Annotated in this window: 17 protein-coding genes and 1 pseudogene; 5 read left to right on the forward strand and 13 right to left on the reverse strand. The window is 67.8% G+C overall.

The features are described 5' to 3' along the window. Positions 1-19 precede the first annotated feature (19 nt). From MBR110_RS20055 to MBR110_RS20085, 7 genes are all read right to left on the reverse strand, one after another. Positions 20-2,242, reverse strand: coding sequence for a tetratricopeptide repeat protein (locus MBR110_RS20055; RefSeq protein ID WP_181709281.1), 2,223 nt, complete (start codon positions 2,240-2,242; stop codon positions 20-22). Continuing rightward, a complete protein-coding gene (locus MBR110_RS20060) occupies positions 2,239-5,871 on the reverse strand; it encodes a tetratricopeptide repeat protein (protein ID WP_258569975.1) in 3,633 nt (1,210 codons plus the stop codon). Before MBR110_RS20060 ends, MBR110_RS20055 begins: the two co-directional genes overlap by 4 nt. A gap of 137 nt (positions 5,872-6,008) precedes the next feature. Beyond that, on the reverse strand, positions 6,009-6,671 hold the full coding sequence (locus MBR110_RS20065; RefSeq protein ID WP_034195246.1) for a PulJ/GspJ family protein: 663 nt from the start codon (positions 6,669-6,671) through the stop codon (positions 6,009-6,011). Next, entirely contained in the window at positions 6,655-7,065 is a 411-nt protein-coding gene (gspI, locus tag MBR110_RS20070; protein WP_063710896.1) for a type II secretion system minor pseudopilin GspI, read from the reverse strand. The genes MBR110_RS20065 and gspI overlap by 17 nt, the downstream gene beginning before the upstream one ends. A gap of 612 nt (positions 7,066-7,677) precedes the next feature. Continuing rightward, a complete protein-coding gene (locus MBR110_RS20075; RefSeq protein ID WP_043292475.1) occupies positions 7,678-7,884 on the reverse strand; it encodes a hypothetical protein in 207 nt (68 codons plus the stop codon). Positions 7,885-8,216: 332 nt separating this feature from the next. Then, positions 8,217-8,816 (reverse strand): alpha-ketoglutarate-dependent dioxygenase AlkB family protein, encoded by a 600-nt coding sequence (locus MBR110_RS20080; protein WP_034195249.1) that lies wholly within the window; start codon positions 8,814-8,816, stop codon positions 8,217-8,219. A gap of 261 nt (positions 8,817-9,077) precedes the next feature. Beyond that, positions 9,078-10,226 carry a metallophosphoesterase gene (locus MBR110_RS20085; RefSeq protein ID WP_034195250.1) on the reverse strand — a complete coding sequence of 383 codons (1,149 nt, stop codon included), beginning with the start codon at positions 10,224-10,226 and terminating at the stop codon, positions 9,078-9,080. A gap of 3 nt (positions 10,227-10,229) precedes the next feature. Here MBR110_RS20085 and MBR110_RS20090 point away from each other — a divergent pair, with 3 nt between their 5' ends. Further along, positions 10,230-10,430, forward strand: coding sequence for a hypothetical protein (locus MBR110_RS20090; RefSeq protein ID WP_034195251.1), 201 nt, complete (start codon positions 10,230-10,232; stop codon positions 10,428-10,430). Positions 10,431-10,758: 328 nt separating this feature from the next. Next, on the forward strand, positions 10,759-11,466 hold the full coding sequence (locus tag MBR110_RS20095) for an MgtC/SapB family protein (protein WP_011882531.1): 708 nt from the start codon (positions 10,759-10,761) through the stop codon (positions 11,464-11,466). Between the two features lie 57 nt (positions 11,467-11,523). On the opposite strand, the gene MBR110_RS32610 is transcribed toward MBR110_RS20095, so the two are convergent. Then, positions 11,524-11,814 (reverse strand): response regulator transcription factor, encoded by a 291-nt coding sequence (locus tag MBR110_RS32610; protein WP_408913049.1) that lies wholly within the window; start codon positions 11,812-11,814, stop codon positions 11,524-11,526. 15 nt (positions 11,815-11,829) lie between these two features. Next, positions 11,830-12,242, reverse strand: a pseudogene (locus tag MBR110_RS32615) (autoinducer binding domain-containing protein); the annotation flags it as partial. Positions 12,243-12,315: 73 nt separating this feature from the next. Here MBR110_RS32615 and MBR110_RS20105 point away from each other — a divergent pair. The 3 genes from MBR110_RS20105 to MBR110_RS20115 all read left to right on the forward strand — a co-directional run bounded on the left by MBR110_RS20105 (position 12,316) and on the right by MBR110_RS20115 (position 14,403). Beyond that, positions 12,316-12,759, forward strand: a complete 444-nt coding sequence (locus tag MBR110_RS20105; RefSeq protein WP_181709282.1) for a DUF4902 domain-containing protein — start codon at positions 12,316-12,318, stop codon at positions 12,757-12,759. A 209-nt stretch (positions 12,760-12,968) separates the two neighbouring features. Further along, positions 12,969-13,577 (forward strand): acyl-homoserine-lactone synthase, encoded by a 609-nt coding sequence (locus tag MBR110_RS20110; RefSeq protein ID WP_011882534.1) that lies wholly within the window; start codon positions 12,969-12,971, stop codon positions 13,575-13,577. Between the two features lie 52 nt (positions 13,578-13,629). Further along, on the forward strand, positions 13,630-14,403 hold the full coding sequence (locus MBR110_RS20115; protein ID WP_174479778.1) for a hypothetical protein: 774 nt from the start codon (positions 13,630-13,632) through the stop codon (positions 14,401-14,403). A 219-nt stretch (positions 14,404-14,622) separates the two neighbouring features. Here MBR110_RS20115 and MBR110_RS20120 read toward each other — a convergent pair whose 3' ends face one another. From MBR110_RS20120 to MBR110_RS20135, 4 genes are all read right to left on the reverse strand, one after another. Then, the gene (locus MBR110_RS20120; RefSeq protein ID WP_059461375.1) at positions 14,623-15,492 is read right to left on the reverse strand and encodes an ankyrin repeat domain-containing protein; all 870 of its coding nucleotides are present in this window, start codon (positions 15,490-15,492) and stop codon (positions 14,623-14,625) included. Further along, entirely contained in the window at positions 15,492-15,782 is a 291-nt protein-coding gene (locus MBR110_RS20125) for a VgrG protein (RefSeq protein WP_258569976.1), read from the reverse strand. Before MBR110_RS20125 ends, MBR110_RS20120 begins: the two co-directional genes overlap by 1 nt. Before the next feature lie 98 nt (positions 15,783-15,880). Then, entirely contained in the window at positions 15,881-16,054 is a 174-nt protein-coding gene (locus MBR110_RS20130; protein ID WP_155121977.1) for a hypothetical protein, read from the reverse strand. Positions 16,055-16,070: 16 nt separating this feature from the next. Then, positions 16,071-17,153, reverse strand: a complete 1,083-nt coding sequence (locus MBR110_RS20135) for an acyltransferase family protein (protein WP_014725312.1) — start codon at positions 17,151-17,153, stop codon at positions 16,071-16,073. Positions 17,154-17,184: the final 31 nt, after the last annotated feature.

The raw sequence follows: 17,184 nt of genomic DNA on the forward strand, positions 1-17,184 counted from the left end.
GAATGGTCCGTAGCTTTTGTCACAGTCGGCCGGCCGCGTGGGCGCGCACACGCGCGGCGAGCGCATCGGCCACGCGCTCGACCACCGCCGGCCAGTCGCCCGGCAGGCGCTGGCGGAACAGCGTCGCGTGCGGATACCACGGGCTGTCGTCGCGCTCGAGCAGCCAGCGCCAGTCGGGCACGCGCGGCAGCAGCACCCACACCGGCCGGCCGAGCGCGCCGGCCAGATGCACGACCGACGTGTCGACGGCGATCACGAGATCCAGCGCGTCGACGAGTGCGGCCGTTTCCGCGAAATCGGTCAACGCGTTCGCGAACGACAGCACGCCGCCGGCCGCGAACGCGGCGGCGTCGCGCGCGCGCACGTCGACCTGCAGGCTGACGAAGGTCGCGTCGAGCGCCATGAGCGGCGCCAGCGCCGCCAACGTCATCGACCGGTTCTCGTCGTTCGCGTGATGCGGATTGCCCGACCACGCGAGCCCGACGCGCAGGCGCCGCGACGGCGCGGCCGCGTCGAGCCGCGCGCGCCAGGCAGCGCGCCGCCGCGGGTCGGCATGCAGATACGGCACGTCGGCCGGCACCGTGTCGAGCGTCGTACGAAACGCGAACGGCAGGCTCATCATCGGGCAATGCAGGTCGAACGCCGGCGCGGGCTGCCCAGCGGCGACGACGCGGCTCACGCCGCGCAGCGTGCCGAGCAACTCGGCCAGCGCAGCCGGCGCATCGATCACGACGGTGGCCCCGCGATCGTGCGCGAGGCTCGCGTAGCGGCAGAACTGCAGCGTGTCGCCGAAGCCCTGCTCCGCGTGCAGCAGCAGCGTGCGGCCCGCGAGCGGTGCGTCGCCGGTCCACTGCGGGCGGCTCGCATGACGCCGGTGCAACGTCACGTCGGCGGCGTCCCAGCGCGCCTCGTGCAGCCGCCAGCCGGTGGCGAAGTCACCGGTCAGCAGACGGCAGAATGCATCGGAACGGCGGGCGATGCCGTGATTCGGGTCGTGCCGGCAGGCCAGCGCGAAATCGGCGAGCGCCCCCGCGTAGTCGCCGAGCTGCTGGCGCGCGACCGCGCGCGTGCAGAGCTCCTGCGCGGTGCTGCCGGGCGCGGCGGCGGCGGCCGCGTAGCTCGCGAGCGCATCGTCGTAACGGCCGAGCAACTGCTGCGCGATCGCGCGATTGCACAGCACTTCGGCATGCGGACCGCGCGCGGCGAGCGCGCGATCGTAATCGGCAAGCGCGTCTTCACAGGCGCCCAGCGTGCGCAGCGCGCCCGCCCGATTGCGCAGCGCGTCGAAGTCGCCCGGCGCGCGCGCCAGCGCTTCGTCGTAGGCACGCACCGCTTCGTCGTGACGGCGCAGTCCGAGCAACGCGTTGCCGCGGCCGAGCCACGCGCCGACGCTGTCGCGGTCGAGCGCGAGCAGACGGTCGGCGCGCTTCAGCAATTCGTCGTGCAGATGCAGCAGATCGAGCGCGACGCAGCTGACGAACAGCAACTGGGCGTCGTCGGGCATGCGCGTCAGCACTTCGTCGATGCATGCGAGCGCGTCGGCCGGGCGGCCCAGTTCGATCAGCGCATGGCCGCATGCGTAGACGAGTTCGGCGGTCTTGCCGCGCACCACCATCGCGAGCCGGAAGCAATGCACGGCCTCGTCGCCGCGCCCCAGCGCGCGCAGTGCATGGCCGCGTTGCGCGAGCGCGTCCGCGTCGTGCGCGTCGATCTGCAGCGCGCGTTCGATGCTGATCAGCGCGTCGGCGGGACGGCCCAGCACGCGCAGCGCCTCGCCGCGCCGCACCCAGGTCGCGACGCGCCCCGGCTCGCGCAGCAGCGCGAGGTCGTATGCGCCGAGCGCTTCCGCATGCCGGCCGAGCGCAAGCAGCGCGTCGCCGCGCACCGCATGCGCGCGCGCATGGCCGGGATCGCGCGCGAGCGCCTGCGTGGCCGCGTCGAGCGCGTCGCGATGGCGGCCGATGCCGGTCAGCGCCGCCGCATGGTTGGTGAAATTCCACGGCTGATCGAGCCCGAAGCGCATCGAGCGCGCGATCAGCGGCTCCGCGCGCGACGGGTCGCCGCGTTCCAGATGCACGACGCCGAGCAGGTGCAACGCCTCGACGTGATCGGGCAGCATCGCGAGCACACCTTCGTAGAGCCGCGCCGCGCCGGCGAAATCGCGCTGCGCGAGCTTCGCGCGCGCGTGTCGCAGCGCGTCGTCGACGGCCGCCCGCAGCGGCGGCGCGGGCACGGTGCTCATCGCGTCGCGCGCGCAAGCAGCGCCGGCAGCGCGGCGCGCACGCGCTCGACCACCGGCACCCACTGGCCGCCGGCCGGTTGCCGGAACAGCGTCGCGCGCGGATACCACGGGCTGTCGTCGCGATCGAGCAGCCAGCGGAAATCGGGCGTGTGCGGCAGCAGCACGGCGAGCGGGCAGCCCAGCGCGCCGGCCAGGTGCGCAACCGACGTATCGACGCTGATCACCGCATCGAGCGCGCCGATCAGCGCGGCCGTCTCGGCGAAATCGGTCAGGTCGTCGCCCACGAAACGGATCGCGCTCGCGTCGAGCACCGCGCGGTCGTCGTCGCGAATCACTTTCTGCACGCTGATCCAGTCGTAGCGATCGTCGAGCAGCGGCAGCAGCTCGGCCAGCGTCATCGAACGGTTGCGATCGTTCAGATGCAGCGGGTTGCCGGTCCATACGAGGCCGATGCGCGCGCGACCGCTGTCGCCGAGACGCGCACGCCACCGTTCGACCCGCTCGGGATCGGCGCGCAGGTACGGCGCGCCCGCGGGAATCGACGCGAGGTTCGTGCGGAATTCGAGCGGCAGACTCAGCAGCGGGCAATGCAGGTCGAACGGCGGCAGCGGCTCGCCGCGCGCGACCAGCACGTCGACGCCGTCGAGCGTGGCGAACAGCGTCGTCAGCTCGACCGGCGCCTCCAGTACGACGCGCGCGCCGAGCGCCTTCACCAGCGGCACGTAGCGGCAGAACTGCAGCGTGTCGCCGAGCCCCTGTTCCGGATACAGCAGGATCGTGCGACCGTCGAGCGGCATGCCGCGCGTCCAGCGCGGTTGCGCGAAATCGCGCCGGCTGGCGTCGAGCTGACTGTCGCGCCAGCGCCATTCGTACTCGGCCCAGCCGGTTTCGAAATCGCCGGTCGACAGGCACAGGAAGGCGCGCGTGCAGTGTGCGGCGGCATCGTCCGGATCGATGTCGAGCACGCGCGCGTAGGCGTGCAGCGCGTCGTCGTGCCGGCGCAGCGCGCGCAACGCGTGGCCGCGATGGAAGTGCGCGAGCTTGTCGAGCGGCGCGAGCGCGATCGCGCGTGAGAGATCGTCGAGCGCATCGTCGTAACGATGCGTTTCGAGCCGCACGCGTGCGCGCGTGAACCACGCCGGCGCGCACTGCGGGTCGAGCTCGAGCGCGCGCTCGCACAGCGCGTGCGCGTCGGCGTGGCGATCGACGCGCATCAGCGCATCGGCGAAGTTGCACAGCACGACGGTGCTGAGCGGATCGGCGTCGAGCGCGCGCGCATAGCTATCGATTGCGTCCGTGTGACGTCCGAGTTGGCTCGCCGCGTTGCCGCGGGTGGCGAGCGCGCACGCGTGGCGCGGCTCGAGCGCAAGCGCGCGGTCGCAGCGCAGCAGCGCTTCGTCGTGGCGGCCAAGCTGCTCGAGCGCGATTGCGCTGTTGACGAGCGCATCGACGAAGGTCGGCTTCGTCGCGATCGCCGCGTTGAAATCCGTGAGCGCGCGCTCGGGATCGTGCAGATCGAGATGAACGACGCCGCGCAGGAACAGCACGTCGGCACTGCCGGGCGCCAGCGCGAGCGCATGGTCGTAGCTGTCGGCCGCGTCGCGATAGCGGCCGAGTTCGCGCAGCGCGAGACCGCGCGCGCGCATCGCGTCGAACGTGCGGCCCGCGAGCGCGATTGCGCGATCGCAGTCGGCCAGCGCCGCAGCGTGGTGGCCGAGCGCGCGCTGCGTGTCGCTTCGCTTCACGTAGCCGTCGGCGAAGCCCGGGGTCAGTGCGAGCAGCCGGTCGTAGGCTATGCGGCCTTCGTCGTGCCGGCCGAGTTCCGCGAGCAGGCCCGCGCGCTGGAACAGTGCGCGCGCGTGCGTCGGATTGATCGCGAGCGCATCGTCGAGCCGTGCGAGTGCGTCGTGTGTGCGGCCGAGCCCAGCGAGTACCGCCGAGTAGTTCGCGAGCGCTAGCGGCGCCGGCTGGCGCTCGATCGAGCGCCGCATCAGCGGCTCGGCATCGTCGAGCCGTCCCTGCTGGAAACGCAACACGCCGAGCAGGTGCAGCGCTTCCGGATGGTCGGGATCGGCTGCGAGCAGCGCGGCGTACGCGTGCTCGGCCTGCTGCAGCGCGCCGTCGCGGTGCGCGGCGCGTGCGCGGGCGAGTAGTTGGTCGGGGGCGAGCGCTTCGGGGGCGCTGGGATTGGGTTGCCTGGCATTGGACGGGCCGGCATCGGCTCGGCTCGCATCGGGCGGGTTACCAATGGGCGCGCTGTCATCGGGCTGGCTCGCACCGGGCCGGCTGCCATTGGACCGGCCGGCATCGGCTCGCCTGGCATCGGGCGGGTTACCAATGGGCGCGCTGTCGTCGGGCCAGCTCGCATCGGTCCGGCTGCCACTGGACGGGCCGGCATCGGCTCGCCTGGCATCGGGCTGGTTACCAATGGGCGCGCTGTCGTCGGGCGAGCTCGCATCGGACCGGTTGCCATTGGACCGGCCGGCATCGGCTCGCCTGGCATCTGGCTGATGACCAACCGACGCGCTGCCATCGTGCTGACTGCCATCGGCCGATCGCGGCGCGGCCGGCGCGCTCGCGCGTGGCGCTCGTTCCAGGTTCGAGGACCTCGCGCGGCCGTCGAGCGCGTCGTCGTCGCGGCGAAGTGGCGGCAATGCATTGCCGCCACCTGCCAGCGCACGCACCTGATCCGGATCGGACGCCAGCACGCGCTCCCAGCGGGCAAGCGCTTCGTCCGCGCGACCGAGCCGTTCGAGCACGGCCGCGCTGTCGCGCAGCACGTCGAGCCGCGCCGGGTCGGCCGCGATCGCATCGTTGAACGCGGCGAGCGCTTCGTTGTCGCGGCCAAGATCGGCCAGTGCGCGGCCGCGCTCGGCCTCGATCGCGGCCACGCCCGGCCGCAGCGCGTGCGCACGCTCGAAGCAGTGCAGCGCGTCGACGGATCGCTGCAGCTCGCGCAGCACGAGCCCGCGGTTGAACCACGATTCGCACGATTGCGGGTCGACCATCAGCGCGCGCTCGTAGGTGTCGAGCGCTTCGTCGAAGCGGCCGAGCGCCCGCAGCGCACCGCCGCGATTGCACAGCGCATCGAGCACGAGCGGCGACAGCACCAGGGCGCGATCGAACGACGCAAGCGCGTCGTCGTAGCGCCGCAGCCCGAGCAGCGTGTTGCCGCGGCGCACGAGCGTCTGCACGTCGTCGGGCGATGCCCGCAGCGCCGCCGCGAAATGGTCGAGCGCCTCGTCGACGCGTCCCTCCTCGCCTACCAGCGCGCCGAGATCCGACAACGCGCGTGCGCTCGCGTCGAGCGCGATCGAGCGGCGCAGCAGCGCTTCGGCCTGATCGGCCGCACCGCGCTGGAACTGCAGCACGCCGTACAGGTGCAGCGCCTGCGGATGATCGGGTTCGTTCGCGAGCACGGCGAGATAGTCGCGTGCCGCATCGTCGAAGCGCCCGGCGCCGTGCCATTGCTGCGCGCGGCCGAGGAGCGCCGCCGCTTGCCATTGCCCGGACGCACCGTTCGCCGGCGCGCCCGCGTGTGGATCATGCCGGTGCTCGACCGTCACGTTCGCCCCCTTCCCGTTTGCCGATGCCGGCGACGGGCCGAAGCGGCCGGTCGCGGCGGTCATGTTCGGCACGAGACTAACGGACGCCCGATAACAGCCGTATGACGAAAGTTACGGACCATTTTTGCCGGGTCACGCAGCGCTCGGTCGGCTGCGGCCGACCGCGGCCGTGCCGGCGCCGCAGGGCGTTGCCGCCGCCGTCACTGACCGATCGCGATCGTCCTCACGTATTCGACCGGCGGCGCGCCGATCGTCACGGCGAAGCGCACACCGCGCGGCAGCGGCATCCCGAGCGACGTTGAATTGCTGATGCCGTGCTGCGCGAGAAACTGCGCGTAGGCTTGCTCGATCGCGGCCTGGCTGGTCGTCCAGCCGCCGGGGGCGATCCATACCGCGAGCTGCATCGCGCGTGCATCGCTGCTGACGACGACCTGCGCGAAATCGTCCATGTGCCGCAGCGCCGCGTCCACCTCGGCGAGCGTGGCGAGCGGCTGCGACGCGCTGCGCACGAGTGCGCGCCCGTTCAGCCGGTAGCGCACGACCTGCACGTGCGTCGGCCCGCTGCCGACGCCGAGACGGCGCACCATCACGAGCTCGTTCGGCCGGATGCGCAGCGGCGGCCCGAACACCTCGTCGGCCGTCACGAGGTTCATCAGGTCGAACTGCAGCTGGGAGAAGTAGCGGCCGAGCAGACGCGTTTGCGCCAGATTCGACGCGATGTCGTCGCGGCCGCGAATCGTCGCATCGAGGCCGCGCCACGACAGCAGCGCGATCACCGCGAGCAGCGCGATCGCGACCAGCATCTCGATCAGCGTGAAGCCGCGCGCATGGAGGCGCGCGGGCCGATCAGCGCCGTGCTTCATTCTGGATCACCGTCACGACTTCGGCGAGCACGGTGCCGCTCGATGCCGACGGATAAACGCTGACCGTCACGCGCCGCACGAGCGGGCTCGGCAGCGTGGCGACGGACTGTCGGCAGACGAACCGGTAACGGCCTTGCGGGCACGCGAACGTCTGCGTGCCGGCGTCCGGCCAACTCGACGCGATGCGCAGTTCGCCGAGCGCGTTGTCTGCGCTCCAGAGCGCGAGCAGCCGCATGCGGGTCGTGTCGGTATCCGCGGCGAGCGCGCCGATCGCGCGCATCACGGCGCCGAGCGCCACCGCGACGATCGCCAGCGCGATCAGCACCTCGATCAATGTGAAGCCCCGTCGCGATGCCCGAGCAGCGCGGAAAGTGTCGGTTCTGTCGTCGCACATGAGCTGCGTTCGAGTCGGTGAGTCGCCGCCGCGCGGCGTGCGCCGGGCACGCGACGCGTCGCGCAGCGTCGCCATGGCGGACGCCACCCGTGCACGTTAAGCGGAGCGTATGGCACGGACGTGTCGAAAGGTTCGGATCATTTTGGGCGGCGCACGCGCCAGGATCACGCCGATAAGTGACGCGAATGCGTGACGGGGAGCGCAGCAAAGTGGGGAAAGCGGCACGTATGGCAGATGCGTGGCGAAAGCTACGAATCATTTCGGGCGACGCATGCCCCGGCACCACGTCGTTGCATGACGCGATGCGTCGCGAGGAACTGAGGAAATTCGAAGGGTCCGGATCGTTTCGGTCGGACCGCGGGCGGCCTGAGGCACGCGTGCGCGTGACGCAATGCGTGGCAGCGAATGGAGGAAATCGGCGACGAGCACCGCGTATTGCAGCGGTGTATCGAAGCGTGCGGATTATTTGGCTCGATTGGCGCGCGGCCCGAGGTCACGCCGGTGTCTGGCGCGATGCGGGGTAGAGAGCTAAGAAAATCGGAAAGGCAGAAAGAAAGGAGACGACGAACGGACGCCTGCCCGCATACCGCCCGATGCGGCAGCGTCAGCGGCTCACGTCGTCACGGCGTCGTCATACTCGGCGCGCGCCCGCTCGCCGGCGGCATACGCGTCGGCTTCGCGGTGGTAGCCCTCGGTGCTGAACGCGACGACTTTCACGCCCACGCCGGACGTCCGCTTCACCGTCAGCGCCCATTGCCATCCGCCGTCTTGTTCGAAGACGTGCAGCGAGGGTTCGAGGGATGAGTCCAGTACGATCACGGATTGTGCTCCTGCCCTGCGCGTCGCATCGGCGCCGCCGGGCATGTCGAAAAATTGCGCCGAGTGCCGACGCGATCCTGCCATTCGCCAGTCTAGTCAAAGAATGTTGCGACGCACCATCAGGGCTTACACTTGCCTATCGGAACCGGCCAGTCGATCGAAACTGTTCGCAAGTCAAGCGGCACGGGCCTCGCAGGCCGCCCTCCGCGGCGCGCCAGCGCGCCGTGCGTCAACGTGCCACATCGACGACCAGCCAATGGCGACATACGTAATCGGGGCGCGCCAGATGTGCCCGAACGCAGCGACCGCACTCCGGCACGAGCCTCCGGCTGCTACTGCGCGGTCGGCGTCACGAACCGGAACGTGAGATTGACGCGCTCGCCCTGCACGGCCGGCGCCTTCGGCACGCGGTGCAGCCATTCGGCCTGCGTGCGCCCGCGCATCACCAGCAGGCTGCCGTGCGTGAGCCGGTACGCATGCGTGACGCCGCTCGCGCGATGACGCAGGTCGAACACGCGCATCGCGCCGAGACTCACCGACGCGATGACAGGCGCGTCGCCCAGCTCGCGCTCGTTGTCCGCATGCCAGCCGAGGCTGTCCTGGCCGTTGCGGTAACGATTGAGCAGCACGCTGTTGAAGGGCGCGCGGCTGGTCTCCTCGACCGCGCGCTTCAGCTCGAGCACGGCCGGCGTCCACGGCGCCGGCACGTTGCGGATCCCCGAATAAACGTAGACGGCATCGTGCTCGCCCTGCCACGCGGTCAGCCGCGGCAGCGGAATGCGGCCGCGCGGCGTGCGGATCGTGTCCTGTCGCCACGCGACCTCGTCGATCAGCGCGGCCAGCAGGCGGTCGGCATCGGCCGGGGCGAGCCAGTCCGGATACCAGTCCACCTCGGGAGCCGGCGTATCGGCGAAAAGATCGGGCGTCGACATGGCGGGATCAGACAGAGAGCGAAGGACGGGAGCGAATCATCCATGCATGGTAGCCAACGCCGCCTCGCGCCGCCATGCGCGATCGTCGCGGTGCCCATGTCAAGCGTGCGGCCGCGTCGCCATGCAGACCGGTGAGCCCTGCCGAACATCCCGATCCGCACGAGCTGCGTCGTTGGCGCCAGGCATGCCGAACCGGCACGTATGCTCGCGCACATCCCACACCTCCATCCGGACGACATCGCCCCTGACGCACGCCACGCTCTAGCTCCCGCGCGTCAGACGGATCAACGTGATCTCGGACGGCACGCCGAAGCGATTCGGCGGCCCCCAGTAGCCGGTGCCGCGGCTGGTGTAGAGCCACATCGCGCCGATCCGGTTCAGCCCGCCGATCACGGGCTGCTGCAGGCGCACGAACGGCGGCCACGGCAGAAACTGGCCGCCGTGCGTATGGCCGGACAACTGCACGGTGAAACCGGCGCGGCTCGCCGCTTGCGCGCTGCGCGGCTGGTGCGCGAGCAGGATCCTGGTGGCGACGTCGGGCGGCGCGCCCGCGAGCGCCTGTTCGGGATCGCTGCGATGCCCGGGATCGAAGCCGCCCGCCGTGAAATCGGTGACGCCCGCGAGCACCGCGCGTGCGCCGTCGCGCTCGATCAGCACGTGCTCGTTGAGCAGCACCGTCAGGCCGATCCGCCGGAACTCGTCGATCCAAGCATGCGCGCCGGCGTAGTACTCGTGATTGCCGGTGACGAGAAAGCTGCCGTGCCGCGAGCGCATGCTGCCGAGCGGCGCCGTATGCTCGCGCAGCCGCTCGACCGAGCCGTCGACCACGTCGCCGGTCACGACGACCAGATCCGCATCGAGCGCGTTGACCACGCGCACGATCCGCTCGATGAACGGCCGCTTGATGGTCGGCCCGACGTGAATGTCCGACAGTTGCACGATCGTCAGCCCGTCGAGCGCAGCCGGCAACTCGTCGACGGGAATCGACACGCGCTTGACCGCCGCGGTGCGCCGCGCGCCCACGAAACCGATCGCGCTGACCAGTACCGCGGCTGCCAACACTGCGAGCGCCGTAGCGGACGCCGCATCGCTCCACGCGCCGGGATGCACGAATTGCCGCCAGGCGACCACGCCGAGCAGCACCAGTTCGCGCAGCAAGGTCAGCACCAGCAGCGACGAGAAGAAGCCCATCGCGAGCGCGCCGGTCCAGCCGAACAACGTGGCGGCCCAGCCCTCGTCGAAGCGGCGCGAGAACATGCCGACCGGAATCAGCACGACGAAGCTCGCGAGCACAAGCGCCGCTACGGTTCGCGCGAGCGGCGACGTGAACGCGTCGGGGATGATCCGCATCCCGACATACAGATGCAACAGCACGCCGATTGCAATGAATCGGACAAAGAAACTTCGCATGGAATGCTCGTCCTGATCGGGATATCGATTGCGCGCCGCGCGCCGGACGTGAACATGACGTCGGCTCACGTTGTGTCCGGCGTCGCGCGCCCTATGTCCGATGGTACACAGATACCGGGCGGCACGACGGGACGCGCGTCGGGCGTACCTGAGCGGGCGGCGGCGGCCGCGCTCATGACGGAGACGATCGACGCGGCGCAATGAGCATTACCGCATGCGGCGGCCGTCCGCCGACGCTGCCGACGCGATTGACGTACGCGCGAGCCGCCCACTAGAATGCCGCCCATCCCTCCTTCAGGAACCATCGTGGACAGTTGCAGCCCTTCGCTGCGTGCGCCGCTCGCCGCCTGAACGCCTGTCCCACGCAGCAATCCTGCCGCGACTCGCGTTCCGCGAGTCCGCACGCTTCCCGTTTCACACTGAATGACGCATTCGCGCGGTACAGTACCGCGCGATGACGGCCATCGCATCGCGCTCGCCCAGCGCCGCCGCGATGCGGGCCGGCAAGCGCGCTTTACACGGCAGGACCAACATGACGCTCGATTTCGCACTCCGTCTTTTCACCGCGTTCGCCTGCGGCGTCGCGATCGGCCTCGAACGCCAGATGCGCCAACGCACGGCCGGCCTGCGCACGATCACGCTGGTGGCGAGCGGCGCCTGCCTGTTCGTGACGCTCGGCGTGCTGACCGGCAACGGCGTGGCCGGCGTCACGCAGATCGCCGCGTACGTCGTGTCCGGCGTCGGCTTTCTCGGCGGCGGCGTGATCATGCGCGACAAGGGCTCGATCCAGGGCATCAACACGGCCGCGACGCTGTGGTGCTCGGCCGCCGTCGGCGTGCTCGCCGGCGCCGGCCACTTCGTGCCCGCGCTGGCCGGCACGGGCGTGGTGCTGCTCGCCAACACGGTGCTGCGCGGCGTCAGTCAGGCGATCAACGCAACGCCGGTGTCGAATGCCGATCTGGTGCGCGAATACCGGATCACCGTGATCTGCCTGGCCGCCGACGAAGTGCACATCCGCACGCTGCTGTCGAACGCGATGTACGCGAAGCCGCTGTCGTTCCAGAGCCTGACGAGCGAGGACGTGCCCGAGCAGCCGGACCGGCTGAAGGTCACCGCGACGCTGAAGCTGCATCCGAAAGATCAGCAGAAACTCGAACAGATCGCGAGCCGGATCAGTATGGAGAAGAGCATTTCAAGCGTGAGCTGGACCGCGAAGGAGGCGGAGCCGATGATGGAGTGAGCGGCGGCCGCCCGATGCGCGCGTGCATGCGGGCATGCAGGCGGCTGCGGTGCCGCGTCAGGGCGTGTCGATGAGGCCGGCAGCGATCGCCTTGACCACCGCCTGAACCTTGTTGGTCGCCGCGAGCTTCTCGAGGATGTTGTTCACGTGGAAGTTCACCGTGCGCTCCGAGATGCTGAGGATCTGGCCGATTTCGCACGCGGTCTTGCCTTCGGCCGTCCAGCACAGCACTTCGCGCTCGCGCGCGGTCAGCGTGACGCCCGCCGCAGGCGACAGCTTCGGCAGCATGAAGCGGCTCATCAGCGAGTGCGACAGGTTCGCGAGCCAGTTGGTCTGCAGCGTCAGCATGTTGATCTCGGCGGGCGTGAGGCGGTCCGCGTGACGCGAGATACTCAGCAGCCCGAACGCTCCGCGCGCGGCCCAGCTCGACTGCGCGACGCCCACGGCCAGCCCGAAGTCGCGCGCGTCCTCCCACAACGGACACGGTCGATCCGGTCGACGTCCGGCCACACGATCATGTTGGTGCTCAATGCGCCTTCGCGCACCGTCGAGTCGATTTCGATGTAGTTGCGCGCCTGATAGTGCGCCATCCAGCCGTCCGGATAGGTATCGAAGATCGCGACCGCCGGCTTCGATACGGGCAGCGGCACGCGAATGCCGTAACAGCAATATTCGAAGCCGAGCCGTTTAGAATAGGCGGCGATCCGCTGGAAGAGCTGCTGCTCGTCTTCCGCGGCGCTGAATTGTTGGTAGGCATCCTGCCAGCGCAGTTCCATTCTTTCTCCGACAACGTCACGCTGTCATACCTGTCAGGTGCCAGCACCGGTTGGGGGCTGATACATTCCGCGCATGACTTCACCTTTGTTGCACCCGGTCCGCAGTCCGTCTCTGGACGGCTACGTGCGCCTGTCCGCAAGCGCATTGGCCGCGCTCGCGCTCAACCATGTCGCGAGCGGTCTCGATGCCTCGCTGCTCGACGAATTGCGCGAAGGCGGCATCGACGCGCGCCTGGCCGGCTATACCGAATGGCACCGCCCGGCGAGCGTCGGTGTCGCATACCTGACGGTCGGGTGGGACTGGTATCTCGACCGCGCGACGAGCACCTTCGTGATCGCATACGGCGACGTCCGCAGCAACATCATGGCCGTCGACGCGACGGGCGCCGATCTCGGCATGTTCCGCACCGCGGCCGCGCTCGCCACCCGGCTCACGGATCTCGACTGGGCCGCCGCGGTCGCTGCATCGGTACTGGGTCGCAACGACGCCTATCATGCCGGTCCCACGCTCCAGTGACAACCGTCCCGGCTTTCCTCTGACTTTTCCGCAAGACTGGCGCTCTTTATAAGCAAAAGCCGCCCGTATTTCAATCCCGCCGATCAAGAAACCGTTACCACCGGTCGAATGATACCGGTAAGCCGCCACCCTGTAAGAGTTACCAGTTACAGCCTCCTCGGGCCGCGCGATGTAATGCGTGCATCCCAAAGTACCGATCCGAGGACACCATGCGGACCTTCGTTCACGAGGAAGGGCGGCTGCCAAGCGAGCTTGCAGCGGAACTGGGGCGCTATCGGCGCCGTGTGTTCATCGAGCAACTCGGCTGGGCACTTCCGTCTGCAAACGAGCGTTTCGAGCACGATCAGTTCGACCGTGACGATACGGTCTACGTGTTCGCGCGGGACGCCGGCGGCGACGTGTGCGGCTGTGCGCGCCTGTTGCCGACCACGCGTCCGTATCTGCTGGAGTCGCTGTTCGCCGATCTCATCGCCGAAGACGTCGCCCTGCCGCAATCGGCGGCCGTCTGGGAGCTGTCGCGGTTCGCGGCCACCGGCGACGAAGGCGGCGCGGGCAATGCCGACTGGGCCGTGCGGCCGATGCTGGCAGCCGTCGTCGAATGTGCTGCGCAGCTCGGCGCGCGGCAGCTGATCGGCGTGACGTTCGCGAGCATGGAGCGGCTGTTCCGCAGGATCGGCGTGCACGCGCACCGCGCCGGACCGCCGAAACAGGTGGATGGCCGTCTGGTGGTCGCATGTTGGATCGATATCGACCCGCAAACGTTTGCGGCACTTGGAATTACGCCGGGACGGGCTGCCCGGCAAGCCATCGCCGCCTGAGCCGGAACGCGCGTAGTCCGGCCGGACGGAATCGTAACAAAGGAGAATCAGTGTGGATCAGTCTCAGGTCTTTCGCGCAATGATGCCCGGATTGACGGGCGCTGCCGGAGCCGGCATCACGCTCGCCTACCCGTTGTTCCCGCGCGCGCTGCCGCTCGTGCGGCTCGATCGACGCGGATTGGTGTTTCGCGCGAGCGGCGTCGCGCCGCTCGTCTGCGGGCTGCCGCGCCCCGCCACGCTGCTGATTGCGGACGAGCCGCTCTGCTCGCTGCGCCTCGTGATTCGCGACGTCTGTGCCGCAGGCGACGGCCGGCACGACCTGACGATGCAGCCGTCCGGCGCCGCCGGCGACGAACTGCTATGGCACGCGTTGCGCGAGCGCGAACCGTACCGTCGGATTCGCGAGCCGCTCGCGCCGATCGACCGCGCCATCGACACCGCGATCGCGCCGGGCGGCGACGGGCAGGTGACGGATACCGCGCAACGGCCATCGCGCACGGCGGCGTTCCGCCTGAGCAGCCACAGCGACGCCCTCTTCTTCGCCGACTGGCTCGAATATCACTTCGACGAGTTGCATGCGCTGGCGCAGGAGCGCGGCCCGCAATTGCACCTCAATCAGTTGCAGCGGCAGGTGGCAGACGACGAGGTCGGCGTACGGTTCGTCTATGACGTCAATGGGCATGCGACCCGGCACGCACTGACCGATTGCGCGCGAGAAGCTTGCGCCTGGATCGAGACGGAAATGCGCGACAAGTACGCGGTGCCGGTCGCGCAGGAGCGGTTCGGCGGATTCTCGGGGAACGTTGCGTTGCACAATTACAACTAGGGCTTGCCAGGCCTCGGGTTTTCCCTTAAAGTTCGAACTGTCTCCTCCATGTCTCCAAGCATGGATTCAGCCCGCTCAAGTAGCGGGCTTTTTCTTGTCTGCGATATTTTGATGGGGACGGATGAGGGATGCAGTCCGGCTGCCGGCGGCGTGGCGGTTTTGTAGCTTCGCAAAGCGATGAGAGTCGGGCGTGCGACGCTTCAACCGTCCCGCGTGCGTTCAATCCGTCTGGCCTGCCGGCGTCACGACCTTCTCGCCGCGAGCGCGCATCGCTGCGCGTTGCGCCTTCGGATCGAGCGGCGGCCACGGCGCGCCGGCCGCGACGATCTTGCGACGAATCCCCTCGATACGCGTACGCGCCGACGAATCCGCGGTCGTATGGTTCTTCAATTCGTTCTGCAGCACCCACCCGTACGACACCCCGAGCTGGCTGGCAGTCTTCGGATCGGCGCCGTGCGCGAGCAGGTAGTCGACGACGTCCCACTGCTGAATCATCGTCGCCTCGAAGAGTGCGGTCTTTCCGAGCGAGTCGCGCGCATTCACGTTCGCCTTGTGCTCGACCAGCAGCTTCAGCTGGGGCAGCAGCCGGTTCTCTGCAACCGCGAAGATCATCGGCGTGTCGCCGTTGTACAGCCAATTGGGATCGAGTCCGCTGTTCAACAACACGCGCAGAAGGTTGGGCGTATCGGCCCGCAATGCGACATCGACCACCGATCCACCGCTGCTGCCAACCGGGGCCTTCGGATCCGCACCGCTCTTCACGAGCACCGAAATGATCTGGTACCGCGGATTAGACGCATCGTTCTTGACCGGAACGATTTCCTGCACTGCGTACGACAGCAGCGTCGTGTTCTTCGCGCCGCGCGCATTCAGATCGGTCTTCGGCGCGAGTTGCTGAACCCGGCCGAGATCGCCGTCATGAATGGCCTGAGCCAACGTGAGTTGCTGCCCCGAAAAGAAATCTTCCGGTGCGTAACGTTGGAAGCCAGTCATGTTGGTCCCTTGGGCTTGAGTGGACCACCAGAGCGGTGAGGTCACTCCAACGAGTGCGGCAATCGCGCCGGCGGTTATCGCTTTCTTGTATCGCATCAGTGAGATGAATTCACCTGTGAAACCAGGCCGAACTGATCCGTCGTGACCTGCTGGTTGATCCCGTTCGTCACGTCACCCATCAAGTGACGGCCAACAGTCGTGATGCTCTGACCATCGAGCGTGACGGGAGTACCGACCGCTTTCGGCATGAGCTGCGCAGTACCGTCACCGATCGGTCCGAGCCGCCCTTCCTGAAGCCCGGTCAATATGCCACCGTCGACGCGATAGGCCGTGATGTTGGTCGATTGAACCGTCCCGCCGTACTGCGCCACCGTTTCAGGATTCATTGTCCTCGAAGTAATGCCGGGCTTGTTATTCAAAGGTAGAACATCACACCTAGCCAAATCTCACGCCGCTCCAAAGGACGATCAGTCACCTTCTGGCCTCAATGCCGCCCTGCCACATAGCCAGCCGAATCCTGCTGCGTGCTGCCGACCGGCACCTTCGCGACACCAATCAATGTGCCGATGATGGTCCATTCCAGAATCGTCTTTTCGTGGTCTTGCCTCGAATCCCCGTAAACGAAAAAACCGCCCGAAGGCGGCAAAATGAATCTCATGCAGAAACGCAGAGCGTTACTGGCGCATTCGGCTCCGTTGCGCAGTTAAAGCCCAGTTGCGAAGCGCATCAAGCCCAAGCACGATTCCGCTCCTCAGCGGCCGTGCGAGCGGTTTCTCGACGGCTACATGCACCATCAATGCAAACGCGATGGCCGCCGCGATAACGCTCCAAAACAGCACGTCGCTATTCGCCGTTGCGTCGGTCAAGTTGAATAGCATGTAACCGACGTTCTGATGAATCAGGTAAAGCGGATAGCTAACTGCACCGAACCAGGCCCATCGCGAACCGTGAAGGATCGGCGTTCGACGAAGCGCGAGCCCGAGCAGTACCACGAAAAAAGACGTCATCACGATACCGATGACCACCGGGCTCAGGTCCAATCGAAAGTGTTCGCTAAAGGATGGCAGCAACTGGAATTCGTGATACAGCGATAGTGCCCACGAGGCACACAGCAGCACGACGCGTGAGCGCGATAGCCCGTGCGCCCGAATGAGAAAGCACGCCGCGCCAGCGATGAAGAAGCCAGCGTAATCCGTCACCAGGAAAGTCTTGAGCTTGATGAACGGGAATATCTCCACGAGCACCGTGCCGATCAACCATACAAAGAGCCATCGCTCTGAACGGCCAATTTGGCCGACGATGATCAGAATCGCGACCAATCTGTAGAACCGCAGTTCTGCACCGAGCGACCAATATGCGCCGTCGATCGGATCGGCCCCAAACCCGCCGCCGAGCGTCAGCATGTTGACGATGTATTGGGGCCATGTCGCCGTAAACCTGTTCCCGCCAACTGCGAGCGTCACGAAGAAAGTGACCGTGCAACAAACCCAAAACGCCGGCAGCAGACGAGCCGCACGGGACGCAATGAATTTTTTGATGCTCGCATCGCCGGCCGTCATGAGGATTACGAACCCGCTGATCATGAAAAACAGATGCACGCCGAGGAAACCGTACCGAGAAATCGGCTCCAGCGGCGGATAATGCATGATGGTCAGGTCGTCGGCTGCATGGCCCCGAAATGCAAAGTGAAAAAACACTACGGCAAGTGCGGCGACGAACCGAAGCAGGTCAAGTTCGGGAATTCGAGAAAGCTTCACGATCTACAATTTTTTGATTTGTTGGTTCCGG

Origin of the sequence: Burkholderia sp. MBR-1, from assembly GCF_013822785.1 — a bacterium.
GTDB lineage: Bacteria > Pseudomonadota > Gammaproteobacteria > Burkholderiales > Burkholderiaceae > Burkholderia > Burkholderia vietnamiensis.